Below are 21,904 nucleotides of genomic sequence, written 5' to 3'. Positions count from 1 at the left end.
TTACCATACGGTAAAAATAAAATTTTAACAAATATAAAGTAATATTTTTCCTTTATGTTACGGTTTCCCGTAAAGCTGTGTTATTTTTATTTATTATTAAAAAATAATAAAACAATTAATTTCATGAAAATAAAACCCGAATTCAATACCCAAACCGTATAAAAAAAGCCGTCTCGAAAAAAACGAAACGACTTAAATTTTTTAATTAAAAAAGATTACAAAATATAATCGGTATTAATGAAATTTGATTCTTTACTGTTTAATAACTCTTGCAAAATAGCATTGTTATACTCATTGTCTTTAGACGCAACAAAAGTTCTGATAGAGAACGAACGCAATGCATCGTGAATACTCAACGTACCAACTGCTGAATCTTTTCTTCCTGTAAATGGAAAAACATCCGGTCCTCTTTGGCAAGAACTATTCAAGTTTACTCTACAGACAAGATTAACTAAAGCATCGATAAGCGGCGCAATGGTTTTGATGTCTTTTCCAAACAAACTTACTTGTTGTCCGTAATTAGACTCTGCCATATCATTCAATGGTTCTTGAATGTCTTTGAAAGAAATAATAGGCACAACCGGTCCAAACTGCTCTTCATGATACACTCGCATTTCCTTGTTTATAGGAAACAAAACTGCCGGGAAGATATAATTATCAGAATGCTCTCCTCCTTTTGCATTAATAACTTTTGCTCCTTTAGTGGTAGCATCATCTATTAATTCCTGGATATAAGCCGGTTTTTCTTTTTCTGGTAAAGGAGTCAGAAATACTGATTTATCCCAAGGATTTCCAAAAGTTAATGCATCCACTTTGGCTGCAAATCGTCTGTTGAATTCGTCCGCTATTGATTCATGCACATATAATACCTTCAAAGCAGTACAACGTTGTCCGTTGAAAGACAAAGATCCCGCTATACATTCTTGGATAGCCAAATCTAAATCGGCATCCGGAAGAATTATCGCCGGATTTTTTGCTTCTAAACCTAATACCAAACGCAATCTGTTTTTGTTTGGATGTTGGTCTTGTAAAGCAATCGCTGATTTACTGTTTCCTATCAAAGCTAAAATATCAACTTTTCCAGATTTCATGATCGGCGAAGCCACTTCACGACCTCTACCATACACAATATTGATAGCTCCTTTTGGAAAACTGCTTCTGAAAGCTTCCAACAAAGGAGAAAGTAATAAAACGCCATGTTTAGCCGGCTTAAAAATTACAGGATTCCCCATAATTAAGGCAGGAATAAGCAACGAAAAAGTTTCATTCAATGGATAATTGTATGGTCCTAGACACAATACAACCCCTAGCGGTCCTCTACGAACCATGGCATTTATCCCTTGCACTTTAGAAAAATGAGCACTACGGGCGTTTAATTCTTTATAACTTTCGATAGTGTCATAGATGTACTCTACAGTTCTGTCAAATTCTTTTTCAGAATCACCTAATGATTTTCCAATTTCCCACATCAAAAGTTTTACAACTTCTGTTCGAGTCGTTTTCATTTGGGCAACAAAATTTTCCATGCATTTGATACGATCCACAACCTTCATTGTAGGCCATAAACCTTGTCCGTTATTGTAAGCCTCAGATGCCGCTTGAACAGCTTCCATAGCCTCTGCTTCTCCCATAAATGGAATAGAACCCAAGATAGTAGGTTCGTATTTTTCAGTGGATGAAATTGTAGAAAAAACTGGAGTGGTTTGACCCATCCACTTTTTTAGTTCACCATTAATTAAATAAGTATCCTGATTTAGTAACGTATTAATTTGAAATTCTTCTGGTATAAAACTCATTATTAGGTTGGTTATATTTTAATTAAAATTTAATAAAAAGAAGCGCTTGCCTGTATAATTTTATGGTGCAACGACTTCGCCATCCCATTCTATAATTCCTCCTAATAAGTTATAGGTATTTTTAAAACCCCGTTCGTTCATGATTTCGCAAGCTTTTGCACTTCTCATCCCGGAACGGCAATACACGTAATAATTTTTACTTTTGTCTAAAGCCTCTATTTCGTCTATAAAACCCTGTCCCTTGTGAATGTCAATAAGTATGGCATTAGCTATAATTCCATCATTCGTTTCGTCTTCGGTTCTCACATCAAGTATTACTGCATTTTCATCAGCTTCGAATTGAGAAATCCAATCTTCTTGTGTTAAATTCATAATATCGTTTTTTGTAAAAATACAAAGATTTTACCAAACAATAAACCTCTCTTTTGTTAATTAGATACTATTTTAAAGAAAATATTTTCATAAAACACTAATCGTCAATAAACTATGAATTAAAGATTTGTTTTTACGAAAAATAAAAGTTTAAATCCATCGGAAATCCATAGAGCACAACACACAATAATTCAGGAATCAATCTTTTTTTTCAATAGTATAACTGCAATAATCTTTTGAGTTTTTAGATTACTTTTACCAATATAATTGTTGGAAAATTTAAAAAAATACCAAAATGATTGATCCTATAAACAAACTATTTCCCTCTTTTTCTGCTGAATTAGTCAAAGATGTTGATGCTAATGCTATGTTCCAATCCTTCAAAACTGGCGATGTCATCATGCGAACGGGACAATATATAAAAAACACTGTTTTGGTCATCAGCGGTAAAATTAAGATTTACCGCGAAGATGAAAATGGAGGTGAATTTTTCATGTATTATTTACAACCCGGGCAAGCATGCGCCATTTCTATGATTTGCGCTACCAAGAATGAGAAAAGCCAAATCATGGCCAAAGTTGCTGAGGATGTGGAGTTGATGATGATTCCTTTACCTCTGATGGATCAATGGATGATGCAACACCGCAGCTGGTACGAATTTGTTATTGAAACTTATCGAAGCCGATTTGAAGAAGTGCTGGAAGTTGTTGACAGTATCGCTTTTAGAGCAATGGATGAGCGCTTAGAATTTTATCTAAAACGCCATGCCGATGCTTGTGGTTGCAACCATTTGAAACTATCGCATCAGGAAATTGCGTCCGAATTAAATACATCAAGAGAAGTCATTTCTCGTTTACTAAAAAAAATGGAACAACGAGGATTGGTCAATTTACAGCGAAATAACATTGAACTTTTAAAATAAAACAGGTTTCAATGTGATAAATGTTACTGTTTGTCTAAAATTTTCAGACAACCTTTGCAATAAAAATTTTCAGATGGAATATTTAGGTTATTTCGCATCAATTATTATAGGGCTTTCATTGGGTTTAATAGGCGGCGGTGGATCTATACTAACTATACCTATTTTGGTTTACTTATTTAAGATAAATCCTGAATTAGCCACCAGTTATTCGTTATTCATCGTGGGAATTACCGCTTTATTTGGATGTATTAGCCATTATAAAATGGGGAATCTTAAAATTAAATCTGCACTATACTTCGCCATTCCGTCGGTTTTTTCAATACTAATAATCCGGGAAGTTATCTTTCCAAAAATAGCGGCAACACTATTCTCCATTGCTTCCTACCAAGTATCAAAAAGTTTTCTGATTATGATTGTTTTTGCAGTATTGATGATGGCCGCCGCTATATCCATGATACGCAAAACAAAACTGGTAACAGTCACTCCACAAACAAACTATACACAACTAGGAATCATTGGATTTATAGTTGGAATTGTAACCGGTTTTCTAGGTGCTGGTGGCGGATTTTTAATCATACCAGCTTTATTATTTTTTGCTAATTTGCCAATGAAACAAGCCGTCGGGACCTCTTTACTCATTATTTCCATCAACTCTGCAATTGGTTTTGGAGGCGATTTATATATTGGCACACCTATAAATTATCCTTTTTTACTGGGGATTACAGTCATAGCCTTTTTAGGAATGATCATAGGAATCAAACTTTCTAAAAAAATTGACGGCGCTAAACTAAAACCAATCTTTGGCTGGTTTGTATTAATCATGGGGATTTATATCATTATTAAAGAGATTTTCTTTCATTAAAAACAAACAAGTATCCCGAGTTGGAATACATTTTTGTTTTTAATTTGAATATAATGCTCTGTTAACTATACCCGATTTCGTCCATTTTTACCATTAAAAACTTGTGTAAATAGTTAATGAAGGATTCACCGTATTAGTAGAGACTTTTTATCTCAAATTAAAAAAACTTGTGTAACTTTAGTCACCAATTTTTCTTAAATACAGAAGTATCTTTGTATAGTAAAATAAAAAATTGTAATCATGCAAATTGAACAAATATATACGGGCTGTTTAGCACAAGGCGCTTACTACATTACTTCAAATGGGGAAGCAGCTATAATTGACCCTCTTCGTGAAATTCAACCTTATTTAGAGAGACTGGAACGCGATCAGGTAAAACTTAAATATATTTTTGAAACCCATTTTCATGCTGATTTTGTCTCTGGACATGTTGATTTGAGTAGAGAAACCAGCGCCCCAATTGTTTATGGGCCAAATGCAACATGTGAATTCGAATGTGTTTCTGCTACAGATGGGCAAGAATTCACCATTGGAAACATCAAAATAAGAGCATTACACACACCTGGACATACCATGGAAAGTACCTCCTTTTTATTGATTGATGAAAATGGTAAAGAGTATGCTATTTTCTCTGGAGACACCTTATTTATTGGTGATGTGGGAAGACCTGATTTAGCCCAAAAAGCGGCACACATGACTCAGGAACAATTAGCCGCAATATTATATTATTCTTTAAGAGAGAAAGTTATGACTTTGGCAGACGATGTTCTGGTATATCCGGCTCACGGTGCAGGAAGTGCCTGCGGTAAAAATATGAGTAAAGAAACGGTATCGACTATAGGCAACCAAAAAGCAACTAATTATGCTTTGAGAGCCGATATGACTGAAGCCGAATTTGTACAGGAAGTAACCGAAGGCTTGTTGCCACCTCCAGCCTATTTTGGGATGAATGTAGCCCTGAACAAAAAAGGTTATGAAAGTTTCGAGAATGTATTACACTTGGGAATGCGCGCTTTATCAGTAACCGAATTTGAAGCCGCTGCCGAAGAAACCGGAGCCTTAATTTTAGACACCCGAAAAAACACTGATTTTGCCAAAGGATTTATTCCTCAATCAATAAATATTGGAATTGATGGGGATTTTGCTCCTTGGGTGGGTGCTTTAATTGCCGATGTGAAACAACCAATTCTAATCGTTTCCGAAGAAGGACAAGAAGAAGAAACCGTCACACGCTTGAGTCGTGTGGGTTTTGATAACTTAATCGGTCATCTGGATGGGGGATTTGATGCTTGGACAAAAGCTGAAAAAGAAATTGACACCGTAAATAGAATTTCAGCTGAAGAATTTGCCAAAAAAGTAAAAATTGGTGAAAGTAAAGTAATTGATATCCGTAAAGAAAGTGAATTTTGTACTGAACATGTTGAGGAAGCCTTTAGCAAACCATTAGCAACTATTAATGATTGGATCAAAGATATTAATCCAAAAGAACATTTTTATTTGCATTGTGCCGGCGGCTATCGCAGCATGATTGCTGCTTCTATATTAGAAGCACGCGGTTTTAGAAATTTTACTGAAATTGAAGGTGGTTTCAATGCTATTGGAAAAACAAATTTGCCAAAAACAGATTTCGTTTGCCAAAGCAAAGTTTTGAAATAAAAACAGTGACATTCAAAAAAATCAAATTATGGAAGATGTAAAGTGTTGTGTAACTTCATGTGAAAAACCACTTGACGCAGCGTACTGGGAAGCCCAGTACAAAACCAACGCCACCGGTTGGGATTTAGGTAAAATATCCCCTCCCTTACAAACCTATATAGATACAATAGAAAATAAAAACACCGCTATTTTGATTCCTGGTTGCGGGAATAGCTATGAAGCTGAATATCTTTTGGAACACGATTTTACGAACATTACCGTTATTGATATTGCGCCTACACCGGTTTCTGTTCTAAAAGAGAAGTTCAAAAATAATCTAAATATTCAAATTATATTAGGTGATTTTTTTGAACATCAAGGAAAATACGATTTGATTATTGAACAGACTTTTTTCTGCGCTTTACCTCCTGCCATGCGTCAAAAATACGTTTGGAAAATGCATCAACTTTTGGCTGATGAAGGAAAATTGGCAGGATTATTATTTAATAGAACATTTGAAGTAAGCCCTCCTTTTGGCGGAAGCATAGAAGAATATGAGGCACTTTTCGCAGCAGCTTTTGATTTTTTTAAAATGAATGTAAGTCTGAATTCGATTGCACCAAGAGCGTATTCGGAATTATTTTTTGAGTTAAAAAAGAACAACAAAGTCAACGTTACTATCTATCAATTTGAAGGAATTACTTGCAGCGGTTGTATGGAAGCGGTTACCAAAAAGTTTGCCGCTATAGATGGAATACTAAATGTAAATGTGAGCAGTGATTTTGCTGAAGTACTAATTGTCAGTAAAAATGAAATTGCAATCGCAGCATTACAAAATGCAATTTCTTATGATCAAAAGTATCAAATTAAAAAAATAAATTAGTCATAGAAGTTCGCTTTTTTTCGAAAAAAATGAAAGATTTATTTCAAACAATAAATACAGTAAAGATGAGTAATTTCAACAGTATTATCCAATCCGAAAAACCAGTTTTAATAGACTTTTTTGCAACATGGTGCGGACCATGCAAAATGCTTAGTCCCATTTTAAGAGAAGTAAAAGACAGTTTAGGAGACCGTGTTTCGATTATCAAAATTGATGTAGACAAAAACCAACAAATAGCCTCTCAATACCAAGTACGAGGCGTTCCAACAATGATTTTATTTCAAAGCGGCAAACAACTCTGGAGACAATCAGGGGTCTTGAACAAAGAAGAAATAATTAAAACTATTATAGAAAAAAGTAATGCTTAACATGATAAGCGATCCTTTTGACAGGATTGAATAGCTTGTCGGAGCTATATTCAAAGAGACAGCAAGGGTAGAAATAACAAAAGGGCTATGTGGTACATATATTTTGTAAAATTAATTTTGCCTTTATTACTTAATATTTTATCCCTTGATTAACATGAATAATTTACTATCTTCTCTTTTTTATTTTGATAATAATTAAATTTATTTATCCAACCATTTATGCAGAATTAGTTCCAGATTTGATTTAACAATAGGTTTAGCAATGTAATCATTCATACCTGATTCAACACATTTTTCTTTCTCTCCTAACATTATTCCGGCAGTTAAAGCAATAATAGGAATGTTTTTAGCATTTTGTAATTTTCTAATTTCAGAGGTCGTTTCATATCCATTTTTTTTTGGCATTTGTATATCCATTAAAATGAGGTCCAGTTGCTCTTTTTTACACAGTTTTATTGCGCCAATTCCATCCGAAGTTTCTACTATTATACAATTAGGAATTATAGCTTTAAGAAGTGTTTTTATCAAAAGCATATTAATCTTATTGTCTTCAACAATTAATATTTTGACGGGATTTAAAATTTCAGTAAGTATAATTTTATTTTCCTCTTTTAGATTATTTTCACATTGACTTGGCTGTATTAAATGTTTCGATTTTTTAAGTTCAATGGTAAAGAAAAAATTGCTCCCGTGTCCATAATTACTAATTAACTCTAATTTACTGTTCATCAAACTTAAAAGTTGATTTGAAATTGCTAACCCCAACCCAGTTCCCCCAAACAGACGTGTTATAGAACTATCCTCTTGAACAAAAGACTGGAATATTTTTTCTTGATTTTGTATTTTTATACCTATCCCTGTATCTTTTACTGAAAACTGTAAGTTAGCCTTACTATCTCCTGAGTTAGATTTAGTATTAATATCTAATAGAATTTGACCTAATTTTGTAAATTTTAATGCATTCCCAATTAAATTTACTAGAATCTGTTTCAATCGTATGGAATCCCCAAAAACATAATTAGGTACGTTTTCATCAATGTTTAAAACTATATCTATATTTTTCAAAGATGCTTGATATTTGAAAAGATCAATTACTTGGCGTGCAAGTTCAAAAACATTTAATTCTTCAATATTTAGTTCTAATTTTCCTGATTCTATTTTTGAAAAATCTAAAATATTATTTACAATTTCAGCTAAAATTGTTGCCGATTCATTTACGGTATTCATATATTCCAACTGATTTTTATCAAGATTTGATTTCATTAACAATTCCGTAAAACCAATTATTCCGTTTAATGGAGTTCTTATTTCATGACTCATATTAGTAAGGAAACTTGACTTCGCTTTATTCGCAGCTTCGGCTTGATTTTTTGCTTTTGTTAATTCTATTTCCAACATTTTTAGTTCCGTAATCTCAATAAAACTGGTAATTACTTCTATTATTTCCCCATCATGATCAAAAACCGGAAATCCATTTAATAAAAGCCATATCGTTCTAGTATTATCTGGTTTTTTAATTCCCATGATAAAATTTTTGATTGGTTTTTTATGGTTAATAATTTGGTTTACAGGATATTTTTCAATTGACAAAGCTTCATAATTTTCATTTACAAATCTCCATACTGGATTAATTGCTATTTTTCCCTTCATTTGATTGCTACTTAAACCAATCAATTCTGACGCTTTAGGATTAGATAAAATAATAGAGGTGTCTGAAGCATGAACAATAATACCAACATCAATATTATTTAATAATCCGCGGTATCTTTCCTCACTTTCGCTAAGTGCTGTTTCAGCTAATTTTAATTGTGTGATGTCCACAACTGAAATGAGTGCCTGTTCCCTATCCTGAGTAATTATGCCCGTGAGATAAACATTAGTTATCGTATTATTGTCTGCTACTAACTTAACCTCACAACATTCTTTTAAAGTATTAGTAAATACCTTCTCTAAAAAAAGATTGAAAATTGGCTTTGTATCATTGGTAACAAAAAATCCGAACTGACTTTCAATTAATCGAGATCTTTCTTTACCTAACATTTGGGATCCCGTCAAATTAAGTGCTGTAACTTTTCCAGTTTTTGTTAGTGTTAAATAGCCAGACGGAGCAAAATCATATAAATTCGTGTACTTTTCAGCAGCAATTTCTGACTGTTCTTTTGCAACAAGAAGTTCTTCATTTTGCATTTGAAGTTCTATTTGATGAACTTCAAATTCATGAATAAGTTTCAACGTATCAGCTTCAGAAAGATTAGAGTCTAACTTTAATTGTTTGTTTCTATGTAATTCTTCCGCTTTTTCCCGAAGAATGACAATGTCTTCGGATGTATTTTTAGTTTTTTTCATAATTTCCGCCTGAGTTAAATATTGCTTTTTAAAATATGATTGGGGAATTATATATGCGCGCTCTTATTTGAATTTGCTTTTTAGTTAGCGATTCGGTATTTCATTAATAAAACATTGAATCACCTTATGACTTTCTATAAAATACATCGTGCTGATAAACTCAATGTTTAATTTTTTCTCATCAGCTGTTTCAATAGTTATATTCTGAAAAAGTACAAATTCTTTTTGACTCAATTCTTTAAACTTTTCCATACTGGGAATAATATTTTTAAAAAAAGTAATTTTCCAAATTTCTTTTCCAATAAAACTTTCTTTAGTAATACCTAATAAATCAATCAAAAATGGGTTTAAGGCTGTTATTATTCCTGTTTTAGGATCCAGAAATAAAATTCCATCCTTAACTGATTCAAAAAGATGATTGTACCGTGTTTCTGAAAACATTAATGCATCTTGTGCCTCTACACGATCAGAAATATCACGAATAATACATTGTATCACCTTTTTATCATTTACTAAATATACATTACTTACAAACTCTACATTGATTTTTCTTCCATTTGCCGTCTCAAGTGGTAAATTTTCATATCGAACAAATTCCTTTTTTTGTAGTTCTAAAAATTTATCTTTATTAGCAACTATATCTTTCAAAGAACCAATTTCCCAAATAGATTTTTCGATAAATTGATCATGTGAGTAACCTAACATTTCAACCAAATAGGGATTTACATCCATTATCATCCCTGATTCGGAATTTAGAATCAGAATTCCATCCTTTGCTGATTCAAAGAGACGACGGTAACGATTCTCCATTTTGAGCGACTCTTCCGCCTGTTTAACAGTTGTAATATCAGTAAAAGTAATCACAATTCCATCAATACGATCGTCCAAAGTGCGATAAGGCATTATTCTAACATAGTAATATCTCCCTTCATTTGTTTCAACTTCCCTTTGAATAGGTGTTAGTGTTTTGATAACTTCAAGAGCATTACTTTCCATTTCCGGATATTTCAAATCACAGACTAAATCGGTAAAAGGCCTTCCTATATCAGCGGCCCTTAATTTAAATATTTTAGTTACAGGATCTGTAAATCTGCGAATATTTAATCCCTTATCCAAAAAAAGAGTAGCTATTTCAGTACTATTGAGCAGGTTTTTCATATCGTTGTTTGCCTGTTCAAAATCAACTAACTTACTTTGAAGTTCTGCATTAACCGTTTGCAATTCTTCATTTAGACTTTGCATCTCTTCCTTGGAAGTAGTAAGTTCTTCGTTAGTGGACTGCAGTTCCTCATTAGTAGATTGCAGCTCTTCATTAGTCGATTTTAGTTCCTCTTGTGAGGTTTGCATCTCTTCACGAGTATTGTTCAAATCTTCATTACAACGAATAAGTTCTACTTCTAGTTCCTTTTGTTTTCTGGAAACATTTAGTTTTTTTTGTTTTAATAAATTTCCATCCGATTCTACATCTCCAGATAAATCATTGAATACTAATATAATCATCCCTTTTAAAGCATCTGGATTTTCTATTTGTTGGAGTGTTAAATTTACAAAATATTTACTCCCGTTTTCAACTATTTTTACATTTTCAACTTTTACCGGATCAAAGCTTTGCAATGCTCTACGGAAAGCAACAGGCAATTCATTTCGCAAACCTTCCCGAGCCATTGCATGTATATTCCAGTTTGCTTTACCGGCAACTGGTTCTAGATATTTTCCAGTTCTTCCAGTAATATAAATAATATCTCCTTTATTATTAACTAATATGCTTGCAGGTGAAAAACGTTGAAGTAAAATTTGATCTGCAAGGATTTGTATGTTTTCTACAACCTTAGTTTCTTTCATAATATCGGTGGTTAATCTTTTAATTTGGGAAAAAGAACTTGGAAAATGAGTAATTTCAGGAGTAACTGATTTTGAAGTACGTTTAAAAATTTTTAATTTGGAATCAATTACTTCAAATCCTTTGATGCTGTTTCCTACAGTTTCTGCCGTTCCCAATACCATTATCCCGCCTTGATTAAGACTATAATTAAATAGTCTTATTAATTTATTTTGTAATTGTGGCTCCATATAGATCAACATATTTCGGCAAGTCAATAGATCCAGCTTTGTAAAGGGAGGGTCTTTTATAACATTATGAGGAGCAAAAACTATCATTTCGCGAATGGAAGCATTCACACGGTAACCTGATTTTTCAGCATAAAAATATTTACTGATTCGCTCCGGAGAGACATCTTTTATAATATTAGATAAAAAAACTCCTTTTCTGGCTTTCTCTATCGCTACTAAATCTAAATCAGTGGCAAAAATTTGGAATTTAATGTTTTTATTTTTTTTAATTTTTGCCATAACTTCTTCAAAAACTATAGCCAAGGAATACGCTTCTTCTCCTGTTGAACAAGCTGAAATCCAAGCTCTAAAAGTACATCCGTCTGGCATATCGTTCAATATATTGGGAATAATTTCTTCTTTAAGTTTTTCCCAAACGGCAGTGTCTCTAAAAAAACTGGTTACACCAATTAATAATTCTTTGAAAAGCAATTCAACCTCTTTTGGATTTTCTTGTAAAAAACGCACATACGTTTGTATTTTGTCGATTTGATGTATTGCTTTTCTCCTTTCAATACGTCGCATTAAAGTATTTTTTTTATACATCGAAAAATCATGCCCCGACTGTTCTCGAAGCAAGATTATAATTTTATCAATACTACTTTTATTTTGAACAAGTATTTCAGAATCCATGTTTATTTTAGGGAAAAATTTGAGTAAGGCGATCAGTTTAGTGGGTAATTCATTTGGGGGAGCTACAATATCAACTATGACAGCTTCGATTGCATTGCGCGGCATACTATCAAATTTTGCTGAAGTAGGTTCTTGAACAAGTACAATTCCATTTTTTTCTTTAATGGATTTTAGTCCCAAGCTACCATCGGATCCCATTCCGGAAAGAATGATTCCGATACTTTTTTCCATTCGGTCTAACGCCAAAGATCTAAAAAAGAAATCAACGGGTAACCGAAAACCACGCGGTTCAACAGGATCAAATAAATGCAATCGCCCTTTTAAAATGGATAAGCTTTTATTTGGCGGAATCACATATACGTGGTTTAATTTTACTTTAAGCATATCAGTGGCTTGTAAAACCTCCATTTGCGTCATCCTTTGTAATAAATCAGGCATTATTCCAACGTGTGTGGGGTCCAGATGTTGAACAACTACAAATGCCATCCCGCTGTGATTAGGCATGTTTTTAAAGAACAATTCTAATGCCTCAAGTCCTCCAGCTGATGCTCCAATACCAATAACTGGAAAATCGGTAGTATCGGCTCCAGATAAAATTGAATCTGATTTTAAATCTGAAACTCTGTCTTCCTCCAGATTGATTTGATTATTGTTTATCATCACGAAATTAGAATTTTCTATGTCTTTTAATTGTTGAGCCGAATTTCTTCATTCACAATTACTCTTTTATTTTATCAAAAATAATTTGGCTAAAGTAATACGCTATTAGGAGCTTAATTGCTTTTTTATAAAAAGTAAAAAACATTAAATTTTCTTAAAAAAAAATAAGTATTATTTTACTATTGATTCACTTTTTTATATAATAAACTTCCATTTAATACTGCGAAAAACAACTTATATACATTTAATCCAATCCTTTACTATTCTTAATTAAATATTAATTTAGGGATATTGATATTAAATTTAATGAAAATAAATATTTTTTACAAATAAATTAAACTAGCTAAACATATGACATACATGTACTTATATAAAAAAAGTGTTTAAATCATAAACACTTTTTTTTATTTTAAAAAAATACAATTATTTTTTATTCAACCATTTATACAGTATTTTTTCTAAATCAGTTTGAATAATTGGCTTTGGCAGATAATCATCCATTCCTGCTTGAAAACATTTTTCTTTATCCCCAACCATTATTCCAGCAGTTATTGCAATTATTGGAATGTTTTCAGAATTTTTAAATTTTCTGATTTCGTCAGTTGCTTCATATCCATTTTTATTTGGCATTTGAATGTCCATTAAAATGATATCTGGTTGTTCTTTTACATATTGTTTAATAGCCTCATTTCCATCCTTAGCTTCAAAAACTGTGCAATTAGACACTATTCTTTTCACTAGTGTTTTTGCTAAAAGCATATTAATTTTATTATCCTCAACTATTAAAATCTTTTTATAACTTAGAATTTCGGTAGGAATAACTGCTGTGTCTTTGATACCAATAGTTTGCAAGAAATCTATATTTTCCTTGTGTTTTGATTTTTTAAATTTAATAATAAAGAAAAAATCGCTTCCCTCTCCATATTTACTAATTAATTGTACTTTACTGTTCATCAATTCCAAAAGCTGGTTTGAAATTGCCAGACCCAATCCTGTACCTCCAAATTTCCGATTGGTAGAATTATCCTCCTGTACAAAAGAGTTGAATATCTTTTCATTATTATCTGTTTTTATACCCACTCCGGTATCTTTTACAGAAAACATTAGTGTTGACCATTTTTTATCTGATGGAGCTATTTCGTTAATGTCCAATCGTATTTCTCCAAAATTGGTAAATTTTATCGCATTACTCAATAGATTTACTATTACTTGTTTTAATCGAATAGAATCCGCAAAAACATATTCCGGAACGTTTTCATTTATATTAAGGGCCAAATCAATCTTTTTCTGATTGGCTTGATATTTAAACAAATCAATAACCTGATTTGTTAATGTAAAAAGATTTATTTCTTCAATATTTAATTCTAATTTTCCAGATTCAATTTTAGAAAAATCCAAAACATCATTAACTATTTCCATTAGTAATGTTGCAGATTCATTGATGGTAGTCATATATTCTGCTTGGTTTTTCTTCAGTTCAGACTTCATTAATAAATGAGTAAACCCGATTATTCCGTTTAATGGGGTTCTAATCTCATGACTCATATTAGCAAGGAAATCAGTTTTTGCTTTATTGGCTGATTCAGCTAGTTCTTTGGCTTTAATTAATTCCGTTTCCATCAACTTACGCTCAGTGATATCAACAAAACAAAGTACGATTTCCCTTATTTCATCTTTTTCATCAATAATTGGAAAACCACTTACCAAAAGCCATATGATCTCTCCATTTACTTTTCTTTTTATACCTACTAGATAATTTTTTAAAGGTTGCTTACTTTTTTCGATGAGTTTGAAAGGATGGTCACTTAGACCCATTTTTGAACCATCATCATTCAATAATACGCGCTCTAAATCGATCAGTATTTTACCCTTTGTTATATCAAAATCTAATTCCAGTAAATCAGATGCTTCATGATTGCAAAAAATGATGGAAGTATCAGCAGCGAGAACAAGAATACCCGAATCAAGATTATTTAATAAGCCACGAGATCTTTCTTCACTTTTCTCCAAAGCATAATCTGATTTTTTTGCATCAGTGATGTCCCTAGAAAGACAGAGGTAATGAATACCATGATCTTCGCTTTCTTCCATAGGCGCTATTGAAAGTTCAAACCAGCGCAAGCCACTTGGTAATTGTAAGGAATATTGACTACCTATTGAAAACCCCTTTATAGCAGCTTCCCGTATTGCTGACAAACATAAATTTGCGGCATCTGGAGGCAATACTTCCGAAAATGCTTTACCAAGAAAAAACTCAGCAGGAAATGCCATCAAATCATCTTTACGAGAATGATAGCTATAAATTCTTCCTTCTATGTCAACTTCAAACATTAAATCTGGAATCGCTTCTAATACAGCTTCCAATTTTTTATGCATTTTCTTAAACTCATCTTCTGCTTGTTTTCGTTTACTTACATTTCGTACTATTGCTACAATACGTTTATCAACAAGCGTTTTAGCTGTAATTTCTACAGAAATAAGCGACTGATCCCGGTGCAACATACTAAGCTCCATTAAGGTTTGCTCCCCACTAAGCAATTTTTTTATCAAAATGGGTATTGAGACCCGTTCATCATCGCTAAATAAATCAGTTAATTTTTTTGTACAAAGTTCCTCTTTAGTATAACCAAGCATCATACAGGCACTTTGGTTTACCTCAAGTAAGCTCCCTGAAAGATCATTAATAAAAATAGCATCTGAAGCTTGTTCTATAAGGCTGCGATATTTTTCTTCACTATTAAGAAGTTGTTCCTTAACCTTTTTTAATTCCGTAATTTCAGTCATTGAACCAACAAAACGATTTGCTTTTCCTAATTCATCTCTAATAATAACAGCACGATAATAAAAGTATCCATAGCTACCGTCCCCTTTTTGAAAACGAAATTCATCCGACCAAATATTTGCAGCACTAGCATAGGTTTCTTCAAGCTTTTTAATAACTCTTTCACTATCATCAGGATGTAGTTTAGAGCGCCATATTACTTTATTATCTACATTATTTATTTCGCCACTACTACCGAAATTAAAAAGCTCAGTAAATGCTTTATTATTCCAACTCTGCCCCGTTATTAGATCTATTTCACAAATAGCGTCATTGGTTGCAATTGAAATCCTCTCAAATCGTTCATTAGCAGTTTTAATTTTTTCCTCCGCTTTTTTAATTTCCGTTAAATCTAAGCCCATACCTAATATGCATTTTTTACTTTCATATTCTATGGTAAGTGAATTAATATAATACGGAATTTTATTTTTCGTTTTTGTATAAAAATTAAGTTCAATTCCCTGCAATTTATTTTCAATTCCCTTTGGCTTGTGTTCTAAAACGGTTTTTATTCTTATTCTAACCTTTTCTTTTTCATCTTCATCATAAAAATCAACAGGACTCATTTGAGCTATTTCATCTTTATTATATCCGGTTAGTTCTTCAAAATTTTTGTTCCATTTGAGAAACTTTCCAGATTCGTCGTAGAGATAAAAAATGCCCGGAAGATTATTGATTATTGTTTCGGAAAGCAGTTTTTCCTTTAAAATTAGATCACCCGCAATTTTACGTTCGGTAATATCCGTAATTGTACCTATATAGCCCACAATCTCATTTTTGGCATTTTTCTCAGGTATAGCCTGTCCAATTACCCATGAAATTGAACCGTCTGAGCGAACAAAACGATATTCTGACAAGGAAATTTCCTGATTAAAAGTTGCTTTTTCCCAATCATTCAACACTATTTTTTTATCATCATTATGAACAGCGGTCAGCCAACCATTTCCTAAAGCTTCCTCATCAGATAACCCCGAAATTTGACACCAACGGGGATTAACATAGCTGGTGAGTCCATTTATATCAGTACGAAAAATTCCTACTGGAGATACTTCAGTAAGTGTATGATAGCGCTCTTGACTTTCAAAAACGGCTTCTTCTGCTCTTTTGCGCAAGGCTTCTTTTTCAAAAATCTCTAACGCAAAAGCTACATCACTTGTTGCTTCTTCTAACAGTGCAATTTCCTCTGAATCAAAAAAGTTTTTCTCACTGGCATAAAAAGAAAAAACACCAATTACTTTTCCGAATTTTTTTATTGGCACCGCAATCGAAGAAAAATAGCCTCGATCTAAAGCTTCTTCTTTCCAAACCATCATCATTGGATCATTCTCAATATCATTGCATACCACATGCCTTGCTTCCCTAACGGCAATTCCACTAGGACCTTTACCCTGCGATACATCTTCTATTGAAATCATTTTTATTTTAGCAAGATACCTACTGTCTTCACCAACAATCATTCTTGGAATTAATTTTTTAGTTTCTGAATCAATCATACCAATCCATGCCAACTTAAACCTCCCTAACTCAACAGCTATTGTACAGGCCTCTTTAAAAAGAGTTTCTTCATCAGTTGTACGAACAATTATCTGGTTTATCTGACTTATAAATAAATACAGTCGGTTGGCTTTAATGAGTTTTTCTTCAGCTTCTATTCTTTCGGTAATATCAGTAATAATTCCATGACAAATTACTGTTCCTTCTTGTTCCACCGCTGGCAAAGAGTTCATTTCATGCCATACCAATCCTTTTATTGGATGCATGTAACGATAAATACCTTTTAGAGGAACTAACTTTGATTTAGTTTCAATAACACTTTGCATGACATAATCAAAATCGTCAGGATGAATCAGTGAAAAAATGATATTGACATCCTTTTGAAGCTCTTCAAAAGTAAATCCGTAAATTTCCTCAACAGCATTACTAGCATAAGGATAGCATAAAGAACCATCTTTATTTTGACGCATTGAATAAATAAGTCCTGGTGAAGTTTCCGCTATTTTAGCAAACTTATTTCTTTCTTCTTGAAGTAATTCTACTGCTTTTTTACTTTCAGTAACATCACGCATATTGATTACAATTCCTCCTATTTCAGGATCGTGCAACATATTATTGACAATCCCTTCCATCCAAATATAGTGGCCCTCTTTGTGTTTTACCCTAAGCAAAATCGGAAAAGGACATCCCGGATTAGCCAGTGCATCGTTCATAAAATTGTTGACACTTACTATATCATCGGGATGAATGTAATCTAAAGCAGAAATGTTTTCAAATTCTTCATGGGTCCAACCGGTAATTCGAGAGGCAGAGGCACTTCTAAAAAGGACATTTAAATTTTCATCAATTAAAGAGACAATGCCTTCATTATTTTCTAATAATGCTCGGAAACGATTTTCATTTTGAACAATTTTATTTTTTGACTTTTTACTTTCTGTAATGTCTTTTGCAAAACCTAAAAACCTGTTTTCCGAAAGTTTCACGGCTTCCACTGACCACCATCTGATTTCTCCTTTTTTATGAATCGTTTTAATTTCTTTTTTTGCTATTCCATTATTCAAAAGATTTTGGAATTCCTTAAAGTATTCTTCTACAGATTCCACAGAAGAAAGGTCACCAAATTTCATGGTTAATAGTTCCTCTTTAGAATAGCCTGTTAATAGTGTAGCTGCAGGGTTTACATCCAAATAACGCCCTTTTTCGTCTAATACAAAAATTCCATCCGGGGCATTATCAATATAATTCTTAAACTTAGCATTGCTTTCTTCTTCAATCACTTTTAGTTTATAATCAACTGCTGCTTTTTCTTTAGTTTTAATTTCAGCCTCAACTATCTTTTTCAAAGTAAAATCTTGAATATTACCTCTGATTCCAAATACATTTCCACTATCATCTAATAAAGGAAAAATAGTTTGGTTAAACCACTTTCCTTTTTTATTAAAAAAAGTAGCTAATTGTTCGATTTCAAAAGGTTTTTTATCAATCAATAATTGCTTTATTTTTTCTTGAAATAGCGCTTTGTCTTCGGTAGAGAAATTATTTAAATATTCTTGGAATAAATCTTGGTTGTTCTTTTTTTCAATTTCAAAAATAGCGTACAATTCATTAGACCAAATTATTTCTTTAGTTCTAAAATTGAATTCCCAAGTACCCATTTTTACATTATTTTGTACATGTTTTAATAAGTTTTCACTTTTAATTAATTTTTCTTGGGTATTTCTTATCTCTGAAACATCTTTTCCTATTGCATAAATAATTCCAGAAGAAATACTATTAGCAGTCCATTGAATAGTAACAAACTCACCATTCTTTTTTAAGAATCTATTCTCATAATTTATTGAAGGTATACCCCGAGAAAGTTTTTCAATCTCTTCTATCGATCTTTTGAGATCATCAGGGTGTAAAATATCGAGTAAAGAATTGTTAAGTAATTCTTCTTTTGAATATCCCAAAATTGCAACAAAAGCGGGATTAATTTCTTTAAAAAAAGCATCAATTCCCACAATACATACTAAGTCATTAGACTCTTCAATAAAAAATTTAAATTTACTTAATAATTCTTCTTTTTTTTGTAATCGATCTATCTCTAACTCTTGGTCTCTCAATTTATTAAGGAGATCGTTATAAGTGGGTATCCCTTCTTTCATACTCATAATTCAAATATTAATCAATATTATTCGATTTGTTAAATTTAATAAAAACACTTCAATAAATTAAATCTTTTTACCCCTTGGATGTAATTAGGTTTTGATGATAATTTCGTCATTTGGTGTTTTTTTTGACAGAAATTACAGTGGTAATTAGGGAATTATTAAGAAAGGTTTTTTGATACATTTTTAGTTCCGTCTTACTCCTCAAAAAATAGTCGCAGTGACGTTTTGAATAATTGCACCCATCGGGTAAAAATAATTAAAATTAATCACTTTATCTAGTTTGACATTAGTTATTGACTATGCATTTTTTGAAATTTATCTTTGCATCATTATTTTAAGAAAAACAATTATAAAGTAAATAAATTTAATATTGCTTTTAGAAATCATATCAACTCTTTCAGGAAAATAGTAGCGCCAGATCCTATTCATTCAGATCGCTTTTACCCGTTTAGGTTAGTCCCAATTGGATTTAGTTTACTTTATTTGGGGCGCCAATTTATTACTGCCTGTTAAATCCAAATAGTGTTTAATGAACTATATTCCTGCGAACATTGAAATAAAGATTATTGTCATTAAAGTAGAAAGCCGCAACAAATGTTTCGGCTTTCTACTTTAATGACAATAATTCCATTTTAAATTAATTAGCCTTTTTAATGGAAGCTAATTTAATATAAATTTATAGTTCTGCCTCACGGTTCCAAAAACGGTGATGTCCCATAGCATCTATAAAAGCATTTGTAAAATTTTTATCAGTAGTTTTTGAATTTATTATAATCCCTTGTTCTGCATTTTTATCTGATTTCACATCGATATTGGTTTTATTCAATATTTCAAATTCGTCAATACCAATAACTTTGCAATGCTTGAAAGCTTCATTGATAAATTCAATTGCATCTGCATTAGAACTCAAAAATCCACTATTTTTTCCGCCCGGAATGTAAACTGCATCAAATAAAACAGAAGAGGCGATTAAAAAGCTCTGATCGACTGTAAGTTCATTCCCTTCACCTGTTTTTATCGTTCCTAAATGAGGTGCGATAACTTTTGCAGAGGCACCTGCTTTTTCCAATGCCGTTTTCATTGCATTAACGGATGCCTGATGAACACCCTCTGAGCATAAAAAAGCAACTTGTCTAGTGGCAATTGTGTTGGACAATGTTTTATTTTTAAGCATACTCAGCGCATCCGAAGATTTAACGCTTTGTATCACTTTTTTTGGTTCATACTTTTGTTTGTCGGCATTAGCCCCAATTCCATGATTCATTGGCTTTTCCGGAGTATCAGGAACTTTTAGGCCTAATCCTTGAGCTACTTTATCTGCTAGTGTTTTATCAATTTGTGATAATAAACCCAACATGCGGGTTTTGATGGCAAGGGTTTCTAATTTACCCAATTCAAAACGCAATGCTTTTATAATATGATTTTTTTCAATCTGGGCTTGGCTATTAAAAAACAAGGTCGCCTGACTAAAATGATCCGAGAAACTTTCGCTGCGGTCCCTTACTTTATGGGCATCAATCCTTTCATTGAAACTGGTAAAACCACCTTCATCAATTTTGGATTGAAAAGGACAACCTCCACCAAGAGAATTGGGGTGATAGCTTACCCGACCAATATTAATTTCCTGACGCATGTGGCCATCACGTTGGTTATTATGCATTGGGGCAATAGTTCTATTAATAGGGATTTCATGGAAATTTGTACTTCCTAAACGCGATAATTGGGTGTCGGTATAAGAAAATAAACGCCCTTGCAATAAAGGATCGTTTGTAAAATCGATTCCCGGAACAATATGTCCAGGATGAAAAGCGACTTGTTCCGTTTCAGCAAAGAAGTTATCAGGATTACGGTTAAGCACCATTTTTCCAATTATGGTAACAGGAACTAGCTCTTCGGGAATTAATTTAGTAGGATCTAATAAATCAAATTCGAATTTATGCTCATCAGCTTCAGGAATAATCTGAACGCCCAATTCCCATTCCGGATAATTTCCATTTTCGATAGCTTCCCAAAGATCCTGACGATGGAAATCTGAATTTTTCCCTGATATTTTCTGAGCTTCATCCCAGACTACAGCATGTGTTCCTAATTTTGGCTTCCAATGAAATTTCACAAAATGAGATTCATTTTTTTTATTTATAAAACGAAAAGTATGCACACCAAAACCCTCCATCATTCGCAAACTTCTCGGGATTGCCCTGTCCGACATCACCCACATAATAACATGCATCGATTCTGGCATTAAGGAAATAAAATCCCAAAAAGTATCATGGGCTGAAGCTGCCTGTGGCATTTCATTATTCGGTTCCGGTTTTACGGCATGGATTAAATCTGGAAATTTAATGGCATCCTGAATAAAAAATACAGGTACATTATTTCCCACTAAATCATAATTCCCTTCTTCTGTATAAAATTTTACAGCAAATCCTCTTATATCACGTGCTAAATCCGTTGAGCCTCTTGATCCTGCTACAGTTGAAAATCGGGTGAAAACGGGAGTTTTGACATTAGGATCCTGAAGAAATCCTGCTTTAGTGTATTTCTCCATAGATTCATAAACCTGAAAATAACCATGTGCAGCTGAACCCCTGGCATGTACAATTCTTTCCGGAATTCTTTCGTGGTCAAAATGGGTGATTTTTTCTCTTAAGATAAAATCTTCCAATAACGAAGGTCCACGTTCGCCAGCTTTTAGGGAATTAGTATCATTATTGATTTTTAGACCTTGGTCCGTAGTCATAAACTGATTAGTACCATCGGATTTATTTAATTTCAAATCCTCCTGTTTCTGATTTTTAGAATCATCTAAGTTTTTTTCGCTGTTTTTCATTTTAATAGCTTTTTGATTTT

11 protein-coding genes are annotated in these 21,904 nt (G+C 32.6%); 5 read left to right on the top strand and 6 right to left on the bottom strand.

What is annotated here, in order from left to right; all coding sequences use genetic code 11:
• Positions 1–215: 215 nt before the first annotated feature.
• The gene (locus ACM55G_RS07290; protein WP_416843239.1) at positions 216–1,796 is read right to left on the bottom strand and encodes an NADP-dependent glyceraldehyde-3-phosphate dehydrogenase; all 1,581 of its coding nucleotides are present in this window, start codon (positions 1,794–1,796) and stop codon (positions 216–218) included.
• A gap of 60 nt (positions 1,797–1,856) precedes the next feature.
• Positions 1,857–2,168: a rhodanese-like domain-containing protein gene (locus ACM55G_RS07285; protein ID WP_416843238.1), complete on the bottom strand. Its 312-nt coding sequence runs from the start codon at positions 2,166–2,168 to the stop codon at positions 1,857–1,859.
• A 295-nt stretch (positions 2,169–2,463) separates the two neighbouring features.
• On the opposite strand from ACM55G_RS07285, the gene ACM55G_RS07280 reads away from it, so the two are divergent.
• The 5 genes from ACM55G_RS07280 (at position 2,464) to trxA (ending at position 6,838) form a co-directional block, all read left to right on the top strand.
• On the top strand, positions 2,464–3,090 hold the full coding sequence (locus tag ACM55G_RS07280) for a Crp/Fnr family transcriptional regulator (protein ID WP_416843237.1): 627 nt from the start codon (positions 2,464–2,466) through the stop codon (positions 3,088–3,090).
• Between the two features lie 73 nt (positions 3,091–3,163).
• Positions 3,164–3,952, top strand: a complete 789-nt coding sequence (locus ACM55G_RS07275) for a sulfite exporter TauE/SafE family protein (RefSeq protein WP_416843236.1) — start codon at positions 3,164–3,166, stop codon at positions 3,950–3,952.
• A 240-nt stretch (positions 3,953–4,192) separates the two neighbouring features.
• On the top strand, positions 4,193–5,608 hold the full coding sequence (locus tag ACM55G_RS07270; protein WP_416843235.1) for an MBL fold metallo-hydrolase: 1,416 nt from the start codon (positions 4,193–4,195) through the stop codon (positions 5,606–5,608).
• A gap of 28 nt (positions 5,609–5,636) precedes the next feature.
• Positions 5,637–6,470 (top strand): methyltransferase, encoded by an 834-nt coding sequence (locus tag ACM55G_RS07265; RefSeq protein ID WP_416843234.1) that lies wholly within the window; start codon positions 5,637–5,639, stop codon positions 6,468–6,470.
• Between the two features lie 29 nt (positions 6,471–6,499).
• On the top strand, positions 6,500–6,838 hold the full coding sequence (gene trxA, locus ACM55G_RS07260; RefSeq protein WP_416843233.1) for a thioredoxin: 339 nt from the start codon (positions 6,500–6,502) through the stop codon (positions 6,836–6,838).
• Between the two features lie 201 nt (positions 6,839–7,039).
• On the opposite strand, the gene ACM55G_RS07255 is transcribed toward trxA, so the two are convergent.
• The 4 genes from ACM55G_RS07255 to ACM55G_RS07240 all read right to left on the bottom strand — a co-directional run bounded on the left by ACM55G_RS07255 (position 7,040) and on the right by ACM55G_RS07240 (position 21,884).
• Positions 7,040–9,184: a PAS domain-containing hybrid sensor histidine kinase/response regulator gene (locus ACM55G_RS07255; RefSeq protein ID WP_416843232.1), complete on the bottom strand. Its 2,145-nt coding sequence runs from the start codon at positions 9,182–9,184 to the stop codon at positions 7,040–7,042.
• Positions 9,185–9,268: 84 nt separating this feature from the next.
• Positions 9,269–12,586 carry a chemotaxis protein CheB gene (locus tag ACM55G_RS07250; protein ID WP_416843231.1) on the bottom strand — a complete coding sequence of 1,106 codons (3,318 nt, stop codon included), beginning with the start codon at positions 12,584–12,586 and terminating at the stop codon, positions 9,269–9,271.
• Between the two features lie 423 nt (positions 12,587–13,009).
• A complete protein-coding gene (locus ACM55G_RS07245; protein WP_416843230.1) occupies positions 13,010–19,054 on the bottom strand; it encodes a PAS domain S-box protein in 6,045 nt (2,014 codons plus the stop codon).
• 676 nt (positions 19,055–19,730) lie between these two features.
• On the bottom strand, positions 19,731–21,884 hold the full coding sequence (locus ACM55G_RS07240; protein ID WP_416843229.1) for a catalase: 2,154 nt from the start codon (positions 21,882–21,884) through the stop codon (positions 19,731–19,733).
• Between the last annotated feature and the right edge of the window lie 20 nt (positions 21,885–21,904).

It is taken from the genome of Flavobacterium algoriphilum (assembly GCF_048158655.1).
GTDB lineage: Bacteria > Bacteroidota > Bacteroidia > Flavobacteriales > Flavobacteriaceae > Flavobacterium > Flavobacterium algoriphilum.
Note: the sequence above shows the minus strand (reverse complement) of the source record. Positions and strands in the feature narration are given on the sequence as shown.